The following is a 23019-nucleotide window of genomic DNA, read 5'->3' on the forward strand; positions in this document are numbered from 1 at the left end:
GGGGTGCCGGTTGTCCGACGGATGGCACGATTCTGTCTCGACATCAAGATACCCGGTGCCGCCAGGCGGGGCGAAAGCGGGGGCGTCTCAGCCCTTCAGGGCCTTGGCGATCCGCTGCAGGGAGACCGCCTCGGCGGTGCCGAGCCGCTGCGCGAACAGGCTCACGCGGAACTCCTCCAGCAGCCACCGCGCGCGCACGAGCTGCGCGGGCGCATCCGACGGCAGCGGGATGGCACCGCCCGCCTCGTCGAACGCGGCGCGCGCGCGCTCGAGCTCGGTCATCCACGCCCGGTCGCGGCCCGGGGCGTCCGGCAGCGCCTCGAGGCGGATGCGCGCACCCTCGAGGTAGCGGGGGAGGTGGGCGAGCCGCTCCACGCCGGTGGCGAGGACGAAGCCGCGGAAGATCAGCCCGCCGAGCTGCCCGCGCACGTCGTTGAGCGCGCCGAGCAGCGCCATCGAGGTGGCGCCCTTCATGGCGCGCTCGACGTCGCGCGAGAGGGTGAGGATGCGCGCGACGAGCGACACGCACGCGAACACGTCCTCGACCGATCCGCGCGACACCTCGTCGCGCAGCCGCTCGAACGCCGCGCGGTCGCGCACGGCGCCGTGCCTCGCCAGCACGGCGTCGGCGACCGCCGCGCGGCAGTCCTCGATGAGCGCCTTCGTCGACGCGTAGGGCGACGTGGCGAGGGCGAGCTTCTCGTGCGCCGTCAGGTGCTGCTGCACGTACGACACCGGCGACGGCACCTGCAGCAGCACCAGGCGCCGCAGGCCCGCGCGGGTGAGGCGCTCCGCCGACTCGGGCGTCGCCTCGACGCGGACCGCCACGGTCTGCCCCTCGTCGACGAGGGCGGGGTAGCCGCGGACCACACCGCCCGCGACGCGCGTGTCGACGACGGGCGGGAGGTCGCCGAACGTCCAGTCGGCGAGGCCGGTCCGCTCGATGCCGCCCGCGGGCGCCGCGATGCCGGAGGCCGCCGCGACGGACGCCTCCCCGCGTCGGCGTCGCCCGTCGCCGCCCTGGGCGATCTGGCGCGCCACGCTGTCGCGCGTGCGCTCGGACAGGCGCGTCTGCAGCGCGGCGAGCTCGCGGTCCGATGCGATGGCGCGCCCTCGAGCGTCGACCGCGCGGAACGACATCCGCAGGTGCGACGGCACGCGCGCGAGATCGAAGTCGGCGGGCGTCACCGGCTGGCTGGCCGCGCGCTGCACGAGGCGGGAGAGCGCGTCGAGCAGGGTGTCCGACGGCAGGCCGGCGGTGTCCTCCGGTCCGCGCCCGGCGAGCTCCTCCGAGAAGCGCGCGGCCCAGTCCGCGGCGGGCACGACATGCCGGCGGATGGCCTTGGGCAGCGCCTTGAGGAGAGCCGTCACCAGCTCGTCGCGGAACCCGGGCACCTGCCAGTCGAAGCCATCCGGGCGCAGCGAGGCGAGCAGGGGGAGCGGCACCACCACGGTGACCCCGTCGTCGGGCGAGCCCGGCTCGAAGCGGTAGGCGAGGTTGAGCGTCTGGTCGCCCTGCGTCCAGCGGGTGGGGAAGTCGCGGGCGTCGGCGGTCGCCGCCCCGTCGACGAGGTCGGCCTCGCGCATCGTGAGGAGCTTCGGCGTGCGCTTCAGCGCCTCCGCCCACCACGCCTCGAACGAGCGCACGTCGAACACGTCGGCGGGGATCCGCGCGTCGTAGAATGCGTACACGGCCTCATCGCCCGCGAGGATGTCGCGGCGCCGCTCGCGGTCTTCGAGGCGCTCGAGGCGACGCCGCAGGTCGGCGTTCTGCCGCAGGAACGCCGTCACCTGCTGCGGCAGCGCGTGCGGGTCCCAGTCGCCCTCGACCAGCGCGTGCTGCAGGAACAGCTCGCGCGCGGCCGGCCGGTCGACGCGCGAGAACTGGATGCGGCGACGCGGCACGATCTCGACGCCGTACAGCGTCACCTTCTCGTAGGCGATGGCGGCGCCGGAGTCCTTCGACCAGTGCGGCTCCGACACCTGGCGCTTGGCGAGATCGCCCGCGAGCGCCTCGGCCCAGGCGGGGTCGATGGTCGCCGCGGTGCGCGCGAACAGGCGCGAGGTCTCCACGAGCTCGGCGGCCATGACCGCCTGCGGCCGGCGCTTGCGCAGCACGGAACCGGGGAAGATCGAGAAGCGCACCCCGCGTGCGCCGCGGTACTCGGCGCCGCGGCCACGGCCATCCTTCTTCGCCTCGCGCTCGTCGAGGATGCCGATCTGCGACAGCAGGCCCGAGAGGATGGCGCGGTGCACGGCGGCGGGATCGGCCGCGCCGGCGCTCGGCCGATCCGCAGAGCGCTCCTCGCGCTCGCCGCGCTCGCGCTTCCCGAGTCCGCGCGTGAGGGACTGCAGCTGCCGGTGCACGTCGAACCACTCGCGCACGCGGACGTAGTTGAGGAACTCCGCGCGGCACAGGCGCCGGAACGCGCTCGAGCCGAGCTCCCGCTGCTGCTCCTGGAGGTGATCCCACAGGGCGAGCAGCGTGAGGAAGTCGCTGGTCGGGTCGGCGAAGCGGGCGTGCGCCTGGTCGGCCTGCTCGCGCTGCTCCTCCGGCCGCTCGCGCACGTCCTGGATGGAGAGGCCCGCGACGATCGCCATCACCTCGCGCAGGGTGCCGGTGCGCTGCGCCTCGATGAGCATCCGCGCGAAGCGGGGGTCGATGGGCAGGCGGGCGATGTCGCGGCCGATCCGGGTGAGGCGCGGCTGCGCGCCCTCGCGGGTCGGGTGGACGGCGCCGAGCTCGACGAGGAGGTCGAGGGCCGCGCGCACGCCGCGGGAGTCGGGCGGCGTGAGGAAGGGGAACTCCGAGATGTCGCCGAACCCGAGCGAGAGCATCTGCAGGATCACCGACGCGAGGCTGGTGCGGAGGATCTCCGGCTCCGTGAACTCCGGGCGACGCTGGAAGTCGTCGTGCGCATAGAGGCGGATGGCGATGCCGGGGCTCGTGCGCCCCGCGCGCCCCGACCGCTGCTGAGCCGACGCCTGCGACACGGCCTCGATAGGGAGGCGCTGCACCTTCGCGCGGTTGCTGTACCGCGAGATGCGCGCGGTGCCGGTGTCGACGACGTACTTGATGCCGGGCACCGTGAGCGAGGTCTCGGCCACGTTGGTGGCGAGGATCACGCGGCGCTTCAGGCCGGCGACCGTGGAGCGCTCGAAGACGCGGTGCTGCTCGGCCGAGCTCAGCCGCCCGTACAGGGGCAGCACCTCGACCGGCGCGGTCTGGCTGCGGAACGCGCCGCGCACGGCATCCGCGGCGTCGCGGATCTCCGCCTCGCCGGGCAGGAACACAAGCACGTCGCCCGGCGCCTCGCGCTCGAGCTCGCGGAGCGCGGCGACGATAGCGGACACGTCGTCCTCCACGTCGTAGGAGCGCTCGTCGACCCGGACATCCCGCAGGAGATCCTCGTCGCCCTCGGCTTCCGCCGCCCGGGATCCCGGGGCGTCGAGGTCGGCGTCGTCGCGATTCTCCTGCGTCGTGTCCGCCACGAGCGGGCGATAGCGGATGTCGACGGGGAACGTGCGCCCCGACACCTCGATCACCGGCGCCGGAGTGCCATCCGGCTCGGCGAAGTGCTTCGCGAACGACTCGGGGTCGATGGTCGCCGAGGTGATGACGACCTTCAGGTCCGGACGCTCGGGGAGGATGCGCTTGAGGTACCCGAGGAGGAAGTCGACGTTGAGCGACCGCTCGTGCGCCTCGTCGACGATGACGGTGTCATAGCGGCGCAGGAGCCGGTCGCGGTGGATCTCGTTGAGGAGGATGCCGTCGGTCATGAGCGCGATCCGCGTCGCGTCGGAGACCTGGTCGGTGAAGCGCACCTTGTAGCCGACGAGCCCGCCGAGCTCGACCTGCAGCTCCTCGGCGACGCGCTCGGCGATGGTGCGCGCGGCGAGCCGGCGCGGCTGCGTGTGCGCGATCGACGTGCGGCCGAGCTCGAGCGCGATCTTCGGCAGCTGCGTGGTCTTCCCCGAGCCGGTCGCGCCCGCGACGATGACGACCTGATGGTCGCGGATGGCCGCGGCGATCTCGTCGCGCGCGGCGCTGACGGGCAGCTCGGCCGGGTAGACGATGACGGGGGAAGACATAGCCTTCCAGTCTAGACCGGCTCCTGGGGCGTCAGATCAGACGGCGCAGCGCGTCCTCCGGCGTGAGACCCCACGCGTTCGCGCGTGAGCGCAGCCGGGCGAGCTCCTCGGGAGCCAGCCGCACGCGCAGCTCGACGGGCTCCGCCTCCGCGGCGAACAGGGCGTCGTCGTCCCACAGGCCCGCAGGAGCAGGGGCGGCGGATGGCGCGGGAGAGACGGCCGCGGACGGCGCGGGAGCAGCGGATGGTGCCGGGTTGGTCGATGGGAAGCCCGGCCCGCGCCGCGGCTCGGCCCGGCGCTGGTAGGCCTGCGCCGCGGCGTTCGCACGCTCGTCGGCCGCCTCGTTGAGCGGATGGCCCGCGTGTCCCTTGACCCAGGAGAAGACGACGTCCCGCCCCTGCATCTCCTCGTCGATCGCCTCGAGGATCTCGCGGTTCAGCACCGGCTTGCCGTCGGCCTTCCGCCATCCCTTCCGCTTCCAGCCCGGCATCCACTTCGTCACGGAGTCGATGACATAGCGGCTGTCGCACTCGATGAGCAGCGGCAGGTTCGCCGGCGCGGTCGCCCGCAGCAGCTCGAGCACCGCCTGCAGCTCGCCCTGGTTGTTGGTGCCATGAGGCGCACCGCCGGCCGCCCAGCGCTCGTCGTCGATGTACCAGGCCCACCCCATGGGGCCGGGGTTGCCGAGGGCGGAGCCGTCTGCCGCGGCGGTGATTCTCATCCCGCCAGCGTACGGCCGGCCCCTGACCCCTCCCTGCTCAATAGGGTGGGGACCATGACGGTTCCCATGATCAGACTGAACTCAGGCCATGACATCCCTCAGCTCGGCTTCGGCGTCTTCCGCGTGCCGGCCGACGAGGCGGAGCGGGCGGTCAGCGACGCCCTCGAGGTCGGCTACCGGCACATCGACACCGCCGCGATCTACGGCAACGAGGAGGGCGTCGGCGCTGCGATCGCGAAGAGCGGCATCGCGCGCGAGGAGCTCTTCATCACCACGAAGCTCTGGAACGACCGCCAGGTCGGCGAGGAGCCGCACGACGCGATCCGCGAGAGCCTCGCGCGCCTCGGCCTCGACTACGTCGACCTCTACCTCACGCACTGGCCCGCCCCGAAGCAGGGCGCGTACTCCAACGCGTGGGCGAAGCTCATCGAGATCCGCGACGCGGGCCTCGCGCGCTCGATCGGCGTCTCCAACCACCTGCCGGAGCACCTCGACCGCATCGTGAAGGACACCGGCGTGGTTCCCGCGATCGACCAGATCGAGCTGCACCCCGCCTACCAGCAGCGGGACGTCCTGGGCTGGGCCGAGGAGAACGGCATGCGGATCGAGTCCTGGGGCCCGCTCGGCCAGGGCAAGTACCCGCTGTTCGAGAACCCCGCGGTCGTCGAGGCCGCCGAGGCCCACGAGGTGACCCCCGCGCAGGCGGTCATCCGCTGGCACCTGCAGAAGGGCGTCATCGTGTTCCCGAAGTCGACCCGCAAGGAGCGGATGGCGGAGAACTTCGACGTCTTCGGCTTCGAGCTCACCGACGACGAGGTCGCCCGCATCGACGGCATCGATCCCCTCGACGGCTCGGGCCGCGTCGGCACGCACCCGCTCGAGTTCGACTGAGCGCGCGGCGCCGCGGCCCCGAGCCGCGGCGCCCGCTCGTCCTCCGACGCCGCGCTACCCTGGACACCGCCCGGGGCGGCCGGGCGCGTGCGGGAGGAGCAGGCTGTGTCGAAGGCGCCCACCGTGTACGACGTCGCCGACCGCGCCGCCGTCTCCATCGCGACCGTCTCGCGCGTGCTGCGCACTCCCGATGCCGTGCGGCCGGAGACGCGCGACCGCGTCCTCCACGCGGTCTCCGAGCTGGGCTACGTCCCGAGCGGCAGCGCCCGCGGCCTCGCGGAGCGCCGGACGGGTGTCGTCGGCCTGTACTTCCCCGGATTCGACGCCGTCGACGAGATCGCCGACCTCGACGTGCTGGCGGGCGACGGGCGCCCGGATCGCCCCTTCACCGTGGTGCGCGGCGCGGGCCCGCGCGAGGACGGCCACGCCTCGAAGCTCTTCCAGGACGAGGTGCTGCGCGGAGCGGAGCTCGAGGCGTGGCGGCGCGGCCTCGTGCTCATGGTGGGCGTGGGGCGCGGGGATCCGGAGGCGTCCATCGTGCGGGACATGGCGGGCCGCGTCGACGGCCTCGTCGTCCTCGCCAGCAGCATCCCCGACGACGCGCTGGAGCGGCTCGCGCGCCGGGTGCCCGTCGTGGTGCTGTCGGGCCCCCGGGTCGGCGACCGCCACGACCACGTCACCGTGAGCAACACCGAGGCGATGGCCGAGCTCACCCGCCACGTGCTCGCCCAGACCGGCGGCCGTGCGCCGACCTACCTCGCCGGGCCCGAGGACTCGCCCGACGGCGGGCAGCGGTGGCAGGGCTTCCGAGAGGCGATCGCCGCGGCGGGCCTCTCCGTCGATGACGTCCAGGTGCTGCGCGGCGACCACACCCGCGCCTCGGGGCGGCGCGTGGGGGAGGGTCTCGTCGGGAGGGGTCTGCCCCCTGCGCTCATGTCGTCGAACGACCAGATGGCGCTCGGCGTCCTGGACGCGTTCCGCGGAGCCGGCGTCCGCGTTCCCCATGACGTGGTCGTCACGGGGTTCGACGGGATCGACGCCGCCGCGCTGTCGAGCCCGCCCCTCACGACCGTGCGCCAGCCGATGCTGGAACTCGGCCGCGCGGCCATCCAGGTGCTCGCGCGCCGACTGACGGCGCCCGCCGCCGCGCCGATGTCGGTCAGCCTGCCCGTCGAGGTGCTGCTGCGCGACAGCTCCGACCGCGGGCGCTGAGGTCCGGCGCGCACCTTCCGCAAGCGGAACACGGCTCTTGCGCTCGCCGAATGTATGCGCTTACACTCGACGAGCGGCTCGCGCCGCGGGTGCCTCCTCTCCGGTCGCGCCCCTTGTGACAGAGACGACATGAGGTCATACCGTGCCGAAGACGCGCACCTTCCGCCGCTGGCGCAGAGCCGCCCTCGCGGGAATCGCAGCGGCCGCGCTCGCCGTGAGCGGCTGCAGCATCCAGATCACCTCGCAGCCCGATCCCTCCATCGGCGACGACACGATGCTCATCAACGCCGACCACGGCAATCCGCTGTTCTCCCGCAACTTCAACCCGTACCTCACCAACACGCGCACGGCCGCGCGCTGGATGTACGAGCCGCTCATCCTCGTGAACCCCCTCGACGGGTCGCTCACGCCGTGGCTCGCCTCGGAGTGGGAGCAGCCGGACGCCGAGACCATCGTGATGACGGTGCGCGAGGGCGTCACGTGGAGCGACGGCACCCCCTTCACCGCCGAGGACGTCGCCTTCACGTTCGAGATGCTGAAGGAGACGCCCGCCAACGACATCTACGGCGCCTGGCAGCACCTCGCCGGCGTCGAGACCGACGACGACACCGTCACCTTCCACCTGCAGGGCGAGGACGCCCCGGCGCTGTCGATCATCGGGAAGACCTTCATGGTGCCCGAGCACATCTGGGCCGACGTCGACGATCCCGGCACGTGGCGCAACGAGGAGCCGGTGGGCACGGGCCCGTTCGTACTCGGCAACTACAACGACCAGCAGTACTCGATGGACCGCAACCCCGACTACTGGCAGGCGGACTCGATCGAGATCGAGCACATCATCCTCCCCGCCACCAACACGCAGCTCGACACGGTGACGCGCGGCTACGACTGGGCGTACTCCTTCATCTCCGACGTCGAGGGCACCTGGGGCGCCGCGAGCGAGCACAACCGGTTCTGGTTCCCGCCGGTCGGCATCATCTCGCTCATGCCCAACCTCGAGCAGGCGCCGTTCGACGACGTCGACGTACGGCGCGGCATCGCGCTGGCACTCGACCGCGACGAGATCGCGGAGACCGCCTCCGAGGGGTACATGGAGCCCGCGGGACAGACCGGCCTCATCCTTCCGAACCAGGAGGAGCACCTCGACCCCGCCATCCCCGACGGCGGCATCATCGCGCAGGATCGCGATGCGGCGCTGGAGTCGTTCGCCGACGCCGGCTACACCCTCGAGGGCGAGCGGCTCGTCGACGGCTCGGGCGAGCAGCTCTCCTTCTCCCTCACGACGGCGAACGGATACTCCGACTGGACGCGCGCGGCCCAGGCCGTGCAGCGCCAGCTCGGCGAGGTGGGCATCGACGTCTCCCTCGAGCTGCCGCAGCCCGCCGGCTACCAGTCGGCCATCGCGAACGGGGACTTCGAGATGGCGATCGGCGGCATGGGCAACGGCGAGGTCTATCAGGCCTTCAACAGCCTGCTCTCCAGCGACTTCTACGTGCCGATCGGCGAGACGACCGCGAACAACTTCGAGCGCTTCCGGTCCGACGAGGCCGACGCGCTGCTGAGGGAGTACCGCTCGACCGTCGACGAGGAGCGGCAGACCGAGATCGTGCACGAGCTGCAGGGCATCGTCTACGAGGAGATGCCCGTCATCGGCCTCTACTACGGCGGCAGCTGGGGCCTGTTCAACGACGCCAAGTTCACCGGATGGCCGAGCGCCGAGGACCCCTACATGATCCCGCAGAACTACGACTCCGCCCCGCTCATGATCTTCACGCGGCTCGAGCGGGTGGAGGACGACAAGTGAAGTACGTGCTGCAGAAGCTCGGCCTGTTCGCGCTCACCCTGTGGGCCGCGATCACCCTGAACTTCTTCCTGCCCCGGCTCATGCCGGGCTCGCCGGCCGACGCCGCGCTCGCCAAGCTGTCGCAGAACGGCCCGGTCTCGGACGCGACCCGGCTCGCCATCGAGGCCCAGCTCGGCGTGCCGACGGGCTCGCTCTGGGACCAGTACGTGTCGTACCTGGGGCAGGTCGTGCGCCTCGACTTCGGCGTCTCGTACACCTTCTACCCGCAGTCCGTGTCGAGCATGGTCTCCACGGCGCTGCCGTACACGATCGGGCTCGTCGGGATCGTCACCGTCCTCGCCTTCGTCATCGGGACGCTGATCGGCGTCGCCGCCGCCTGGCGCCGGGGCGGATGGCTCGACTCGCTGCCGACGCTCACCGGCTCGTTCCTCAGCACCTTCCCCTACTTCTGGACCGCGCTGCTGCTGCTGTTCTTCCTCGGCTACGTCTTGCACTGGTTCCCGACCACGGGGGCGTACGCCGCCACCACCACCCCGGGCTTCACCCTGGCGTTCATCGGCGACCTCGTCCGTCATGCCGTGCTGCCGGCGCTGACGATCCTCCTCACCTCGCTCGGCGGCTGGATCATCGGCATGCGCAACGCCATGATCAACACGCTCGGCGACGACTACGTCACCTTCGCCGAGGCCAACGGCCTGCGCGGCCGCACCATCGCCATCCGCTACGCCGCGCGGAACGCCATCCTGCCGAACCTCACCGGCTTCGGGCTCACGCTCGGCGGAGTCGTGGGCGGATCGATCCTCGTCGAGCAGGTGTTCGGGTACCCCGGAATCGGCTACCTGCTCTTCAACGCCGTGATCGGGCAGGACTACCCGCTCATGCAGGCGCTCTTCCTGATGATCACCGTGAGCGTGCTCATCGCCAACTTCCTCGTCGACATCCTGTACGGCGTGCTGGACCCAAGGACCCGCCGATGACCACCACCATGACCGTCAAGACGCCCGAGCGCCGGATCGCGTCGCCCAGCCGCTGGCGCTCCCTCGGCCGGATGGCCCAGACGCTGTGGGCCAACGGCAAGGCGCGCATCGGCCTCTGCATCCTCGGCTTCTTCGTGCTCGTCGCCGTGCTCGCGCCGGTGATCGCCCCGTACGGACCGAAGGACAACGGCTTCGAGCGCAACGCCGACGCGTCGCCGGCGCACTGGCTCGGAACGACCGCGGCCGGCGAGGACGTGCTCAGCCAGCTCATCCACGGCACGCAGATCAGCCTCGTCGTCGGCTTCGCCGCCGGCATCCTCTCGACGATCGTCGCCGTGCTGGTCGGGCTCAGCTGGGGCTACCTCCGCGGCTTCGCGTCCGAGGCGGTGGGCTTCGTCGTGAACCTGTTCCTCGTGATCCCGGGGCTGCCGCTCATGATCGTCATCGCGGCGTACCTGCAGAACGGCGGCATGCTGATGATCATCGCCGTGATCGTCGTGACGGGATGGGCGTGGGGCGCGCGCGTGCTGCGCAGCCAGACGCAATCCCTCCGCGGCCGCGACTTCGTCGCCTCCGCGCAGTTCTCCGGAGACAGCCCGGCCCGGATCGTCTTCCACGAGATCCTGCCCAACATGACCTCGATCATCGCCGGCACCCTCTTCGGCGCCGCGACCGCGGCCATCCTCGCCGAGGCGGGCCTGGAGTTCCTCGGGCTCGGCGACTCCAGCATCGTCAGCTGGGGCACGATGCTCTACTGGGCGCAGAACTCCAACTCCCTCCTCACCGGCCAGTGGCTGCTGCTGTTCGCGCCCGGCCTCTGCATCGCCCTCCTCGCCCTGAGCCTCACGCTCATCAACTTCGGCGTCGACGGCATCTCCAACCCGCGCCTGCGCGAAGGAAAGGGACGATGAGCATGGCACCCGAGATCCTGCTGGATGTCCAGGGCCTGTCGGTCGAGTACGCCTCCCCGGGCGCGACGCCGGTCACCGCGGTCTCCGACGTCTCGTTCACGCTGCGGCGCGGCGAGTTCGTCGGCCTCGTCGGGGAGTCCGGGTCGGGCAAGTCCACGCTCGGCTTCGCCCTCACCCGGCTGCAGAAGCCGCCGGCGCGGATCAGCGACGGCCGCATCCTCTTCGGAGGCCGCGACATCCGGGAGCTCGACGCCGAAGAGCTGCGCCGCCAGCGGCAGGGCGGCTTCGCCATGGTGCTGCAGTCGGGCATGAACGCGCTGAACCCGGTGCGCACGGTGCGCCGGCACTTCTTCGACGTCTTCGCCGCGCACGACCACGTCACGGGCGACGCCCGCGAGGCGCGCGCACGGGACCTCGCCGCGAAGGTGGGCCTGAAGCCCGAGACGCTCGACCGCTACCCCGACGAGCTCTCGGGCGGCATGCGCCAGCGCGCGTCCATCGCGATCGCCCTCGCGCTCGAGCCGCAGCTCATGGTGTTCGACGAGCCGACGACCGCCCTCGACGTGCTCGTGCAGCACGCCGTGATGGACACCATCGCGTCCCTGCAGCGCAGCGAGCAGTTCACGGCCATCCTCATCAGCCACGACCTCGGCATCGTCCTCGAGGCGACCGACCGCGTCATGGTCATGCACGAGGGCCGCATCGTCGAGGACGCGCCCAGCCGCGACATCCTCGAGCGGCCGCAGGACCCGTACACGCGCATGCTGCTGAGCCACTACGCCGACCCGCGCGCGGAGACGATCAGCATCCCCGGCTTCGTCGACCTCGGCACGCGTCGGCGGGAGGGGCGGCAGCGAGCCGACCTGACCGAGACCGTCCCGACGGTGGGTCATCGCGACTCCCGCCGCGCCGACGCGGCCGTCGTCGTGGCGGGCGTCTCGAAGGTCTATCCCGCCCCGCGTCGAGGAGCCGACCGCGTCACGGCGGTCGACGACGTCTCGTTCCGCCTCGAACCGGGGGAGTCGCTCGCGCTCGTCGGCGCCTCGGGCTCGGGCAAGTCCACGCTCGCGAAGCTCATCACCGGCGTGGAGAAGCCGACGTCGGGCACCGTGCGCTTCGGCGACGTCGACGTGGCGGGACTCCGCCGCCGGGGGCTCCGCGACCTGCGGAAGGACGTGCAGATGGTCTTCCAGGACCCGTACGCCGCGCTCAACCCGCTGCACACCGTCGAGTACACGCTCACCCGTCCGGTCGTGAACCATACGGGGCTCCGCGGTCGCGACGCGCGGCGGCGCGTGCTGGAGCTGCTGGAGACGGTCGGGCTCGCTCCCGTGGAGCAGTTCGCCGCGAAGCTCCCGCACCAGCTCTCCGGCGGCCAGCGGCAGCGCGTGGTGATCGCCCGGGCGCTCGCGAGCGACCCGCAGGTGCTCATCGCCGACGAACCGGTGTCGATGCTCGACGTGTCGCTGCGCGCGGGCGTGCTCGCGCTCCTCGAGGACCTGCGCGAGCGCTGGGGGATCAGCATGCTCTACATCACGCACGACCTGCTGAGCGCGCGGCTGGTGACCGAGAACATCCTCGTCCTCAACCAGGGCAGGGTCGTCGAGCGCGGCGAGACGGCTCAGGTGCTGCGGCACCCCGAGGACCCCTACACCGTGGGGCTGCTCGACGCGGTCCCGAATCCCGCCAGGGCGCGCTGAGCGCCCATCCGACCGCCGGCGCGGAGAAGCGCGCCGTCATCGTCACGAGAGGAGCCCCTGTGCTCGCATTCCCCGAAGGCTTCCTCTGGGGGGCCGCCACGGCGGCCCATCAGGTGGAGGGGAACAACATCGGCAGCAACTGGTGGGTCATGGAGCACGCGGAGGGGACGACGATCGTCGAGCCCTCCGGCGACGCCGCCGACCACTACCACCGGTACCCGGAGGACATGCGCCTCCTCGCGGCCGCCGGCCTGAACTCGTATCGCTTCTCGATCGAGTGGGCCCGCATCGAGCCCGAGCGCGGCCACGTGTCGCGCGCGGCGCTCGACCACTACCGGCGCATGATCGACACCGCCCGCGAGGTCGGCCTCGATCCCACGGTCACGCTCATGCACTTCACCGTGCCGCGCTGGTTCCAGGACGACGGGTTCTGGCGTGCAGCCGATGCGGTCGACCTCTTCGCCCGGTACACCGAGACGGTGCTGCCGCTCCTCGAGGGCGTCGGCTACGTCTGCACGATCAACGAGCCGAACATCGCCGCCATGCTGGCCGGCGGCGAAGACGCGGCGAACCTCGTCGCGTACGGGCTGCCGAACCCCGATCTCGCGGTGGCCGACACGCTGCTCGCCGCGCACCGACGCTCGTCGGAGATCCTCCACAGCGTGCCCGGCATCCGCGCCGGGTGGACGATCGCGACGCAGGCGTTCCACTCGACGGGCGAGCCCGGTGCCGACGAGAAGCTGCACGAGTACGGCCATCCGCGCGACTTCTGGTACCTCGAGCAGTCGGCGGGCGACGACTTCGTCGGCGTGCAGGCGTACACGCGCACGTTCATCGGGCCGGATGGCCCCCGTCCGGTCGCCGAGGACGTCGAGACGACGCTGACGGGGTGGGAGTTCTTCCCCGAGGCGCTCGAGCTGGGCGTCCGCAGCGCGTGGGAGCTCTCCGGAGGCGTCCCGGTCCTCGTGACGGAGAACGGCATCGCCACCGCCGACGACACCCGTCGCATCGCCTATACGCGCGGCGCCCTCGAGGGGCTCCACCGCGCGATGGCCGACGGCATCGACGTGCGCGGCTACCAGCACTGGAGCGCGCTCGACAACTACGAGTGGGCGAGCGGATACCGGCCCACCTTCGGGCTCATCGCGTTCGACCGCGAGACGTTCGCGCGCACCCCGAAGCCGAGCCTCGGCTGGCTCGGCGACGTCGCCCGACGGGGTGGCCTCGACTGAGCCCGCCGGATCGAGCAGCCAGTCCGAGCACGCGGTCTGACGGCGGGGTCTCCCGCCGTCAGACCCAGCTCGGCATCCAGCTGTGCAGGCGCCAGAGTCCGTACGGCTCCGGGATGCCCAGCGCGAGCGGCAGGTAGAACAACGCCACGGCGATCGCGACGACGAGGAAGACGGCGACGACCGCGCGCCACCTTCCGCGGGCGCGCCGAGCGGCATCCGCGGCGAACGCGATCTCGAGCTCCGTCGGATCGGGCAGCAGCACGCTCTCGCGCACCCGCGTGAGATGCTGCAGCGCGAGCGCGAGCGACAGGATGACGAACGGCAGCATCGTCACCGTGTAGAACTGGAACACCGTGCGCTCGGGATAGAGCAGCCACGGCAGGTAGGTGACGGCGAGCCCGGCGAGCGGGAACGCGTACCGCGCGCGGCGCGTGCGGATCACGAGCCACAGCAGATACAGCGCGGCGGCGAAGCCCGCGTACCAGACGACCGGATTCGGGATGCTGGAGATCTCCGCCATGCAGTCGTCGGACCATCCGCACGTCGTCGAGCCGACCTCGGGGCGCGAGACCCACATGGCGGTGGGGCGCAGGAGCAGCGGCCACTGCCACGCGGGGCTGGCATACGGATGGCTCGCGCTCAGCTGCACGTGGAATCCGTAGATCGCCTCGTGGTAGTTCCACAGGGCCGCGAGCGGATTCTCCGCGCTGAGCCGGTCGTACCCGCCGGTCGTGCGCAGCCATCCGGTCCAGGAGACGAGGTAGACAACCGCGGCGGCGGGCACCAGCAGCAGGAAGGTCGCTGGGGCCTGACGCGCGATCGCGGAGACGTACCACTCGCGCACGCCGGCCCGGCGCCGCCACAGGGCGTCCATCGCGACGAGGCCGAGGCCGGCCCCTGCGAGCACGTAGAGCCCCGACCACTTCACGGCGCTCGCGGCGCCGAACGAGACGCCCGCCGCGACGAGCCAGGGGCGGCTCCAGATCACGGGGCCCCACGTGGCGGGCCCTGCGCGCAGGATGCGGTCCCGAGCCGCCGGGCCGTCGATCGCGAGGAACCAGAACCCCAGCAGCACGAAGAAGGCGAGGATCCCGTCGAGAAGCGAGACGCGGCTGAGGGCGACGGCCAGCGGGTCGATGGCGAGGAGGAGCCCGGCGACGCCCGCCACCGCCATGGATCCGCTCACGCGCTTGGCCACGAGGGTCAGCAGCGGCACGAGCAGCGTGCCCACGACCGCGGTGCCCATGCGCCAGCCCCAGCCGGTGTCGGCTCCGAAGACCGCGAGGCCGAGCGCGATGATCCACTTCCCGAGCGGCGGGTGCACGACGAAGGAGCCCTCCGTCGTGTAGACCCCCGGGTCGCCGGCGAGGAAGGCCTCGTTCGCCCCGTCGCCCCACTGCCCCTCGTAGCCGAGGTTCAGCAGGGTCCACGCATCTTTCACGTAGTACGTCTCGTCGAAGACGAGCTCGTGCGGATGGCCGAGGCCGACGATGCGCAGGAGGCCGGCGAGCACGGCGAGGGCGGCGGGCAGGAGCCACGAGGAGTGGCGGCGGATGGCCAGGACCGCGCGGTCGCGAGGGGCGGTCGGCGCAGGCGTCACGACTTCAGCGTAGTCGGGGCTCGCGGCGCGCTCCGAGCCTGCTGACACTGCTCCCACAGGAGGGCTTCGTACGTTGGCGGGATGTCCTATTCCGCGCATCGCCCGGGGCGCTACGACTCGCAGGGGCGCATCATCCTCCACGACGACGACCCCGCCGCCGACGAGCCGCGCTACCACGAGCGGGAGTTCGTCCCGTCGACCGGAGCGACCCCCGCGGACGCGCTCGCGACCGAGCCCATCGCGGTCACCACGGCGACCGCCGTGCTGGAGCGGGAGCCGGAGGGCGTCGACGGGCTCGACCTCGACGAGCACGACCTCGACGGGGACCGCGACGAGCGCCCTGCCGACGAGCGCCCTGGCCGGTCGCGCGTCCCGCGCGTTCGGCCCGAGCGGCGACCGCGCACGCCGGGGTCGACGCTGCGTCGCCTCGCGATCCTCGGCGGCGCCGACGGACACGTGCTCGACGAGGTGCCGACCGAGACGCCGCGATTCGTGCAGATGTTCTTCGTGCTCCTCGGCACCGCGCTCGTGTCCGCGCTGTCGATGCTGTTCGCCCTCATGACGGGCGTGCAGGTGTCGGTGTGGCTGGCCATCCCGCTCGCCCTCGTGTGGGCCGGCATCGTGTTCAACCTCGACCGGTTCCTCACCTCGACGATGACCGCGACTCGCAGCATCGGCAAGCTCATCGGCCTGGCCATCCCGCGGATCATCCTCGCCACCCTCATCGGCCTCGTCGTCGCCGAGCCGGTGGTGCTGCAGGCGTTCCACAACGACATCGCCCGCGAGGTCGCGACGACCAACCTCGCGCAGGCGCAGGACGACCAGACGAGCCTCGACGAGGGGCCCGAGAAGATCGCGCTCGATGAGGCCACCGCGCGCCTGAGCGATCTGCAGAACCAGGCGGCGACGGGCGTCGTCTCGGGCACGGAGTCGGGCTCGGCGTCGCAGGCCGCCGCGCAGAGCGCCGTCGACGGGCTCACCGAGAAGCTCGCCGCGCAGCAGCAGGTCATCGACGACGCGCGCGCCCTCTACCAGTGCGAGCTCGACGGCACCGGCGCGGGCGACGTCGCCGGCTGCACGGGCGTGCAGGGCGAGGGCGCGAGCTCCGACGCCGCGCAGGCGCAGCTGCAGGCCGCTCAGGCGACCTACGACGACCTCGCCGCGCAGCTGCGCGACGCGAACGCTGCGCTCGCGACGGCCGAGACCGCTGCGGGCGAGCAGGCCTCGGCCTCCGAGGCGCAGAACCGCCGGGCCGCGGAGGACCAGCTCCCGGCCGCGCAGGCCACCTACGACCAGGCGCTCGCCGCGTACGACGCGCGAGCCAGCGCGGTCGCCGAGGGCAACGCCGACGCGAGCGGGCTCCTCAGCCAGATCAGCGCTCTGAACCGCCTCGCCGATCGCGAGCCGGCGATCTGGTGGGCGCACCTGCTGATCGCCGCGCTGTTCTTCATGATCGAGCTGCTCCCCGTCGTGGTGAAGGTGCTCACCGGCTACGGCGAGCCGTCGCTGTACGAGAAGGCCGCGGCCATCCGCCGAGAGGTGCACCTCGATCGCGTGACGACGGCGGGCTTCGCGGACCGGGCGGCCATCCTCTCCGGCTCCTCGGCGCGCGCCTAGGCTGGCGGGGTGATCATCCTCGCCGCGACCCCCATCGGCAACCTCGGCGACGCGTCGCGCCGGCTCGTCGAGCTGCTCGAGTCGGCCTCGGTCGTCGCCGCGGAGGACACGCGGATGACGCAGCGTCTGCTGGCGGGGCTCGGCGTCGCCAACCGGCCGCGGCTCATCGCGCTCCACGACCACAACGAGCGGCAGAAGTCCGCCGAGCTCGTCGAGCTCGCGCGGGAGGACGACCTCGTCGTGCTCACCGACGCCGGCATGCCGACCGTGAGCGACCCCGGCTACGCGCTCGTGCAGACGGCCGCCGCCGCCGGCGTGCTCGTCACGGTCGTGCCGGGACCGTCCGCCGTGCTCACGGCGCTCGCGGTCTCGGGTCTCCCCACCGACCGCTTCACGTTCGAGGGGTTCGTCGCGCGCAAGCCCGGAGACCGACGCAGGGCGCTCGCGGCGCTCGCCGCGGAGCCGCGCACCATGGTGTTCTTCGAGGCGCCCACCCGCGTCGCCCAGACGCTGGCCGACATGGCGACCGCGTTCGGCGACGACCGTCGGGCCGTGGTCGCGCGCGAGCTGACGAAGCTGCACGAGGAGGTCGCGCGCGGCACCCTCGCCGAGCTCGTCACGTGGGCCGGGGGCGGCGTGCGCGGCGAGCTCGTCATCGTGGTGGCGGGATCCGCGCGCACCGAGACGCCCATCGAGGACGCGGTCGGCCAGGTGCTGGCGCTGGTCTCGGCCGGCGGTCGGCTGAAGGACGCGGCCGCCGAGGTGGCGGCGGCGACCGGACGGTCGTCGCGCGAGCTGTACCAGGCCGCCCTCGCCGCGCGGTCCTGAACGGCCCGCCCGTGGATCGGCGGCGGCGCGGAGGACGCGCGGCCCGCAATAGACTCTCCAGGTGACTTCCGGCCGTTCCTTCTACATCACCACGCCGATCTACTACCCGAGCGATGTGCCGCACATCGGGCACGGGTACACGACCGTGGCGGTGGACACGCTCGCGCGCTGGCACCGTCAGGCCGGAGACGACACCTGGATGCTGACCGGCACCGACGAGCACGGTCAGAAGATGATCCGCGCGGCGGCCGCCAACGGCGCCACTCCGCAGGAGTGGGTCGACAAGCTCGTGGCCGAGTCGTGGCAGCCGCTGCTGCGGACCCTCGACGTCGCGAACGACGACTTCATCCGCACCACGCAGGAGCGTCACGAGAAGAGCGTGCAGCTCTTCCTCCAGGCCGTGTACGACCGCGGCTACATCTACGCGGGCGAGTACGAGGCGCTGTACTGCGTCGGCTGCGAGGAGTTCAAGCCCGAGAGCGAGATCGTCGACGGCGCGGGACCCTTCGAGGGGCTGAAGGTCTGCGCGATCCACTCGAAGCCCCTCGAGCTGCTGCAGGAGAAGAACTACTTCTTCAAGCTCAGCGAGTTCCAGGACCGCCTGCTCGCGCTCTACCGCGAGCGCCCCGACTTCGTGCAGCCGGAGTCCGCTCGCAACGAGGTCGTCGCGTTCGTGCAGCAGGGGCTGAAGGACCTCTCCATCTCGCGCTCCACCTTCGACTGGGGCATCACCGTGCCGTGGGACGAGTCCCACGTCATCTACGTGTGGGTCGACGCGCTGCTGAACTACGCCACCGCGGTCGGCTACGGATCCGACACCGAGGGCTTCGAGCGCCGCTGGCCCGCGCACCACGTCGTGGGCAAGGACATCCTCCGCTTCCACGCCGTCATCTGGCCGGCCATGCTGATGGCGGCCGGCATCGAGGTGCCCGAGAACGTCTTCGCGCACGGATGGCTGCTGGTCGGCGGCGAGAAGATGTCGAAGTCCAAGCTCACCGGCATCGCCCCGAATGCGATCACCGACGTGTTCGGCTCCGACGCCTACCGCTTCTACTTCCTGTCGGCGATCGCCTTCGGTCAGGACGGGTCGTTCTCGTGGGAGGACCTCTCCGCCCGCTACCAGGCCGAGCTCGCCAACGGCTTCGGCAACCTCGCCTCGCGCGCCATCGCCATGGTCGGCAAGTACTTCGACGGCGCCGTGCCCGAGCCGGGTGCGTACACGGAGGCGGATCTCGCCATCCAGCAGATCGTCGCCGACGCCGCCGCCCACGCGGACGCCGCGATCGACCGGTTCCGGATCGACGAGGCCATCCGCTCGATCTGGACGATCGTCGACGAGCTCAACGGCTACATCACGCTGAACGAGCCGTGGGCGCTCGCGAAGGACGAGGCGCAGCGCGAGCGGCTGGGCACGGTGCTCTACACCTGCGTGGAGGGGCTCCGCGCGCTGGCCGTGCTGCTCTCGCCCGTCATGCCGCAGGCGACCGCCAAGCTGTGGGATGCCCTCGGGGTGTCGGGAGCGCTGGGTGCGCTCCTCGAGCAGCCCGTGCGCGAGGCCGGTGCCTGGGGCGGCGTGCCCGCCGGCACGAAGACCGGGGCGCTGCAGCCGCTCTTCCCGCGGGTCGAGCAGCCGGAGTGATCCGGGCGAGGGGGATGGCGTGAAGGACGAAGCGGCGGACGCGAGCGTCTACGTGCGCGAGCGCAGCAGGGACGGCCGGAAGGACCTCAGGTACCCGGCGGCCCCCGAGCCGCTCGCGGTGCCCGTCTACGACAACCACTGCCACCTGGAGATCGAGGACGGCGAGGAGCCGCTGTCGCTCGGGGAGCAGCTCGACCGCGCGAGCGCGGCCGGCATCGCCGGCGTCGTGCAGTCCTCCGGCGACATCGACTCGTCGCGCTGGGCCGTCCACGCGGCCGAGTCCGATCCGCGCGTGCTCGCGGCCGTGGCCATCCACCCGAACGATGCGCCCACCTACGCCGAGCAGGGGCGGCTCGACGAGGCGATCGCCGTGATCGACGCGCTGGCCGCGCACCCGCGCGTGCGCGCAGTGGGGGAGACCGGGCTCGACTTCTTCCGCACCGGCGCGGAGGGGCGCCCCGCGCAGCTGGCGTCGTTCGAGGCGCACATCGCGATCGCGAAGCGGCACGACATCGCGCTGCAGATCCACGACCGCGACGCGCATCGGGAGGTGCTCGACACCCTCCACCGCGTCGGAGCGCCCGAGCGGACCGTGTTCCACTGCTTCTCGGGAGACGAGGCGGTCGCGCGCGAGGCGAGCGAGGCCGGCTGCTGGCTCTCCTTCGCGGGCAATGTGACGTTCAAGAACGCGCAGAACCTCCGCGACGCGCTGCGGGTGACGCCGCGCGAGCGGATCCTCGTCGAGACCGACGCGCCGTTCCTCACGCCGACACCGCATCGCGGTCGGCCGAACGCGCCCTACCTGGTGCCGGTCACCGTGCGCTTCATGGCCGCCGAGCTCGACATCGAGCTCGACGAGCTGTGCGCGCAGCTGGCCGCCAACACCGTCGCCGTCTACGGGGAGTGGTCATGACCGTCCGGCTGCTGGGCGCGGGAGACATCCGCGAGCTCGCCGCGGAGCTCGACGTCACGCCGACGAAGAAGCTCGGGCAGAACTTCGTCGTCGACGCCAACACGGTCCGCCGCATCGTGCAGATCGCGCGCGTGCAGGCGGGAGAGCGCGTCGTCGAGGTCGGGCCCGGCCTCGGATCGCTGACCCTGGCCATCCTCGAGACCGGCGCGCGGGTGACCGCCGTCGAGATCGACCACCGGCTCGCCGAGCGGCTGCCGCGCACCGCGCAGGAGCGCGGGGTGCCCGACGGCGATCTCACCGTCGTCGACGCCGACGCGCTGCGGGTGACGGAGCTGCCGGGCGACCCGACCATCCTCGTCGCGAACCTGCCCTACAACGTGTCGGTGCCGGTGCTGCTGCACTTCCTCGAGACGTTCGCGCAGCTCGACCGAGGTGTCGTCATGGTCCAGTCGGAGGTGGGGGAGCGCCTCGCCGCCCCTCCCGGAAGCAAGGTCTACGGCGCGCCCAGCGTGAAGGCCGCGTGGTACGGCGACTGGCGGCTCGCGGGCAACGTCTCCCGCCAGGTGTTCTGGCCCGTGCCGAACGTCGACAGCGTGCTCGTCGCGTTCCAGCGCGCGGCCGACCCCCGTGGCACCGAGGAGGAGCGGCGGCGGACCTTCCGCATCGTCGACCTCGCATTCCAGCAGCGGCGCAAGATGCTGCGGCAGGCGCTGTCGGCGGAGCTCGGCGGCTCGGCGGCCGCGAGCGAGGTCCTCGAGCGCGCGGGCGTCGCGCCGACCGCCCGCGGCGAGTCGCTCGTGGTGGACGACTTCCAGCGCATCGCCCGCGAGATCGCCGCGACGAGCGCATCATGACCGTCGCGTCGTCGGAGCCCACCGTCCGCGTCCGCGCGCCGGGCAAGATCAACCTCTTCCTCGAGGTCGGTCCGCTGCAGGGCGACGGCTACCACCAGCTCGCGACGGCGTTCCAGGCGGTGTCGCTGTACGAGGACGTCGTGGCCACCGCCTCCGACGACTTCACGATGTCGGTCGCCGGGTCGATCGACGTGTCCGGCGTGCCGGTGGACGAGACGAACCTCGCCCTGCGCGCGGCGCGGCTCCTCGCGGCGGAGACCGGCTACTCCGGCGGCGTGCACCTCGACGTCTTCAAGGAGGTGCCGGTCGCGGGCGGCATGGGCGGCGGCTCGGCCGACGCCGCGGCAGCCCTCGTCGCCTGCGACACGCTGTGGGGCACGCGACTCGGATCGGCGGAGTTGCACCGGCTCGCCGCGCGGCTCGGCGCGGATGTGCCGTTCGCGCTCAAGGGCGGCACCGCGATCGGCACGGGGCGCGGCGACGAGCTCAGCCCCGCCCTCGCCCGCGGCCGGTTCGACTGGGTGCTCGTCGTGAACGAGGAGGGGCTGTCGACGCCCGAGGTGTACGCCGCGCTCGACCGGCACCGCGACCGCCATCGCGTCGACATCAGCCCCGCGCGCACGCTGCCGGAGGTCGACGCCGGGGTGCTGCACGCGCTGCGGGCGGGCGACCCCGCGATGCTCGCGGAGGCGCTGCGCAACGACCTGCAGGTGGCTGCTCTCGGCCTGCGCCCCGACCTCGCGGAGACGCTGGAGCTGGGGGAGTCCTCCGGAGCCCTCGCCGGCCTGGTGTCCGGATCGGGCCCCACGGTCGCCTTCCTCGCGGCATCGCCGGAGGCGGCGGTCGAGCTGCACGACATGCTCGACGCGTCGGGGCGCGACGTGCTCCTCGCGCACGGCCCCGTGAAGGGCGCCCGGGTCATCTCCTGACCGTCGCCCGACCGGCGACTGCCCGTCGTCTGACCGTCGCCCGACCGGCGACCGTCAGACCACGTCGTCGCTCAGGGCCTCGTGGATGCGGCGCAGGTCCTCCAGAAGCGAGCCCACGAGGATCCAGCGCAAGCCCGACGGCGCGGAGACCATCAGCGGCGACGTGAGGGCGGCCTCGTCGTGCGGCGGCTCGCCCGCCGTCGCGTGGTGGAGGCGCAGCCGCACGTCATGGGCAGCGCGGCGCAGCTGGACGGAGATGTCGCGCACGGCGGGCTCGCCGCTGAGATCGTCGTCGTAGTGGTCGTAGAACGCGCGGGTCATCCCGATGATCTGCGTGACGATCGGGCCGAGGCGATCGACGATCGCGCTGAGCCGTGCGAGGTCGTCGCGGTGCCGCGCGCCGCGCGGATTGAGCGCGAGCGACTCCGACGCCGCCAGGATCGCCGCATCCGACGCGTCGCGCATGGGTCGCAACAGCCGTGCGGTGAGCATGAGCTCCTCGAGCTCGGTGCGACCCCGCGGCGCCGACAGCGCGTCGGCCAGGCGCTCGAGCGCGCGCGCGACCTCCTCGCCGAGCGCGTCCACCGACGCGCGTGCGGGGGCGAGCGCGATCGGCGGCACCAGCACGATGTTCACGACGACGCCGATCGCGGCGCCGATCACGGTCTCGATCACCCGGTCGAGCGCGTAGTCCGGCGTCGACGGACCGAGGACCAGCACGAGGAGCGCGCTGATGGCGACCTGGTTCGCCGTCCCCGGAGTCATCCGCAGGAGCCAGGCGAAGGCCATGGCCGCGACGATCGCGATGATCACGACCCACGCCGCATCGCCGAGCAGGATGGCGACGGCCGAGGCGATGACGACGCCCGCGATGACGCCGACGCTGCGCTCGACCGCCTTGGCGAGGGACTGGTTGAGGCTCGGCTGCACGACGAGCAGCGCCGCGATGGCCGCGAACACCGGGGGCGGCCCCTCGGGGATGAGCGACCCGGCGATGAACCAGGCGGCGACCGTCGCGAGCGCGGACTTCGCCGCCTGCAGCGCGGGCGGGCGCCGCGGTGCGCGGATCGCAGCGGTCAGTCGCATGCGTCCACCGTAT

General features: G+C 72.3%; 17 protein-coding genes. 13 read left to right on the top strand and 4 right to left on the bottom strand.

Annotated elements, in window-relative coordinates; all coding sequences use genetic code 11:
• Positions 1-87 precede the first annotated feature (87 nt).
• On the bottom strand, positions 88-4092 hold the full coding sequence (hrpA, locus tag D7D94_RS00850) for an ATP-dependent RNA helicase HrpA (protein WP_156240793.1): 4005 nt from the start codon (positions 4090-4092) through the stop codon (positions 88-90).
• Between the two features lie 31 nt (positions 4093-4123).
• On the bottom strand, positions 4124-4813 hold the full coding sequence (locus tag D7D94_RS00855) for a ribonuclease H family protein (RefSeq protein WP_156240794.1): 690 nt from the start codon (positions 4811-4813) through the stop codon (positions 4124-4126).
• Between the two features lie 54 nt (positions 4814-4867).
• On the opposite strand from D7D94_RS00855, the gene D7D94_RS00860 reads away from it, so the two are divergent.
• The 7 genes from D7D94_RS00860 to D7D94_RS00890 all read left to right on the top strand — a co-directional run bounded on the left by D7D94_RS00860 (position 4868) and on the right by D7D94_RS00890 (position 13540).
• The gene (locus D7D94_RS00860) at positions 4868-5704 is read left to right on the top strand and encodes an aldo/keto reductase (protein ID WP_156240795.1); all 837 of its coding nucleotides are present in this window, start codon (positions 4868-4870) and stop codon (positions 5702-5704) included.
• Positions 5705-5809: 105 nt separating this feature from the next.
• Positions 5810-6916 (top strand): LacI family DNA-binding transcriptional regulator, encoded by a 1107-nt coding sequence (locus D7D94_RS00865; protein ID WP_156240796.1) that lies wholly within the window; start codon positions 5810-5812, stop codon positions 6914-6916.
• Between the two features lie 142 nt (positions 6917-7058).
• A complete protein-coding gene (locus tag D7D94_RS00870) occupies positions 7059-8720 on the top strand; it encodes an ABC transporter substrate-binding protein (protein ID WP_156240797.1) in 1662 nt (553 codons plus the stop codon).
• Positions 8717-9697, top strand: coding sequence for an ABC transporter permease (locus D7D94_RS00875; protein WP_156240798.1), 981 nt, complete (start codon positions 8717-8719; stop codon positions 9695-9697). Before D7D94_RS00870 ends, D7D94_RS00875 begins: the two co-directional genes overlap by 4 nt.
• Positions 9694-10608, top strand: a complete 915-nt coding sequence (locus D7D94_RS00880; RefSeq protein WP_156240799.1) for an ABC transporter permease — start codon at positions 9694-9696, stop codon at positions 10606-10608. The genes D7D94_RS00875 and D7D94_RS00880 overlap by 4 nt, the downstream gene beginning before the upstream one ends.
• A complete protein-coding gene (locus D7D94_RS00885) occupies positions 10605-12308 on the top strand; it encodes an ABC transporter ATP-binding protein (protein WP_173024211.1) in 1704 nt (567 codons plus the stop codon). Before D7D94_RS00880 ends, D7D94_RS00885 begins: the two co-directional genes overlap by 4 nt.
• A 59-nt stretch (positions 12309-12367) precedes the next feature.
• Positions 12368-13540 carry a glycoside hydrolase family 1 protein gene (locus D7D94_RS00890; RefSeq protein ID WP_156240800.1) on the top strand — a complete coding sequence of 391 codons (1173 nt, stop codon included), beginning with the start codon at positions 12368-12370 and terminating at the stop codon, positions 13538-13540.
• A 58-nt stretch (positions 13541-13598) separates the two neighbouring features.
• On the opposite strand, the gene D7D94_RS00895 is transcribed toward D7D94_RS00890, so the two are convergent.
• Positions 13599-15140 carry a dolichyl-phosphate-mannose--protein mannosyltransferase gene (locus tag D7D94_RS00895; RefSeq protein ID WP_173024212.1) on the bottom strand — a complete coding sequence of 514 codons (1542 nt, stop codon included), beginning with the start codon at positions 15138-15140 and terminating at the stop codon, positions 13599-13601.
• A gap of 81 nt (positions 15141-15221) precedes the next feature.
• On the opposite strand from D7D94_RS00895, the gene D7D94_RS00900 reads away from it, so the two are divergent.
• The 6 genes from D7D94_RS00900 (at position 15222) to D7D94_RS00925 (ending at position 21920) form a co-directional block, all read left to right on the top strand.
• Positions 15222-16757, top strand: coding sequence for a DUF4407 domain-containing protein (locus D7D94_RS00900; protein WP_156240802.1), 1536 nt, complete (start codon positions 15222-15224; stop codon positions 16755-16757).
• Positions 16758-16766: 9 nt separating this feature from the next.
• The gene (rsmI, locus tag D7D94_RS00905; RefSeq protein WP_156240803.1) at positions 16767-17585 is read left to right on the top strand and encodes a 16S rRNA (cytidine(1402)-2'-O)-methyltransferase; all 819 of its coding nucleotides are present in this window, start codon (positions 16767-16769) and stop codon (positions 17583-17585) included.
• Between the two features lie 61 nt (positions 17586-17646).
• Positions 17647-19224 carry a methionine--tRNA ligase gene (gene metG, locus D7D94_RS00910; protein ID WP_156240804.1) on the top strand — a complete coding sequence of 526 codons (1578 nt, stop codon included), beginning with the start codon at positions 17647-17649 and terminating at the stop codon, positions 19222-19224.
• Between the two features lie 19 nt (positions 19225-19243).
• A complete protein-coding gene (locus D7D94_RS00915) occupies positions 19244-20137 on the top strand; it encodes a TatD family hydrolase (RefSeq protein ID WP_156240805.1) in 894 nt (297 codons plus the stop codon).
• Positions 20134-20991 (top strand): 16S rRNA (adenine(1518)-N(6)/adenine(1519)-N(6))-dimethyltransferase RsmA, encoded by an 858-nt coding sequence (gene rsmA, locus D7D94_RS00920; protein WP_156240806.1) that lies wholly within the window; start codon positions 20134-20136, stop codon positions 20989-20991. The genes D7D94_RS00915 and rsmA overlap by 4 nt, the downstream gene beginning before the upstream one ends.
• The gene (locus D7D94_RS00925; RefSeq protein WP_156240807.1) at positions 20988-21920 is read left to right on the top strand and encodes a 4-(cytidine 5'-diphospho)-2-C-methyl-D-erythritol kinase; all 933 of its coding nucleotides are present in this window, start codon (positions 20988-20990) and stop codon (positions 21918-21920) included. The genes rsmA and D7D94_RS00925 overlap by 4 nt, the downstream gene beginning before the upstream one ends.
• Before the next feature lie 54 nt (positions 21921-21974).
• Here the strand turns inward: D7D94_RS00925 and D7D94_RS00930 are convergent, their stop codons facing one another.
• The gene (locus tag D7D94_RS00930) at positions 21975-23006 is read right to left on the bottom strand and encodes an FUSC family protein (protein ID WP_156240808.1); all 1032 of its coding nucleotides are present in this window, start codon (positions 23004-23006) and stop codon (positions 21975-21977) included.
• Between the last annotated feature and the right edge of the window lie 13 nt (positions 23007-23019).

The sequence above is a fragment of the Microbacterium oryzae genome, from assembly GCF_009735645.1.
GTDB classification, from domain to species: Bacteria; Actinomycetota; Actinomycetes; order Actinomycetales; family Microbacteriaceae; genus Microbacterium; species Microbacterium oryzae.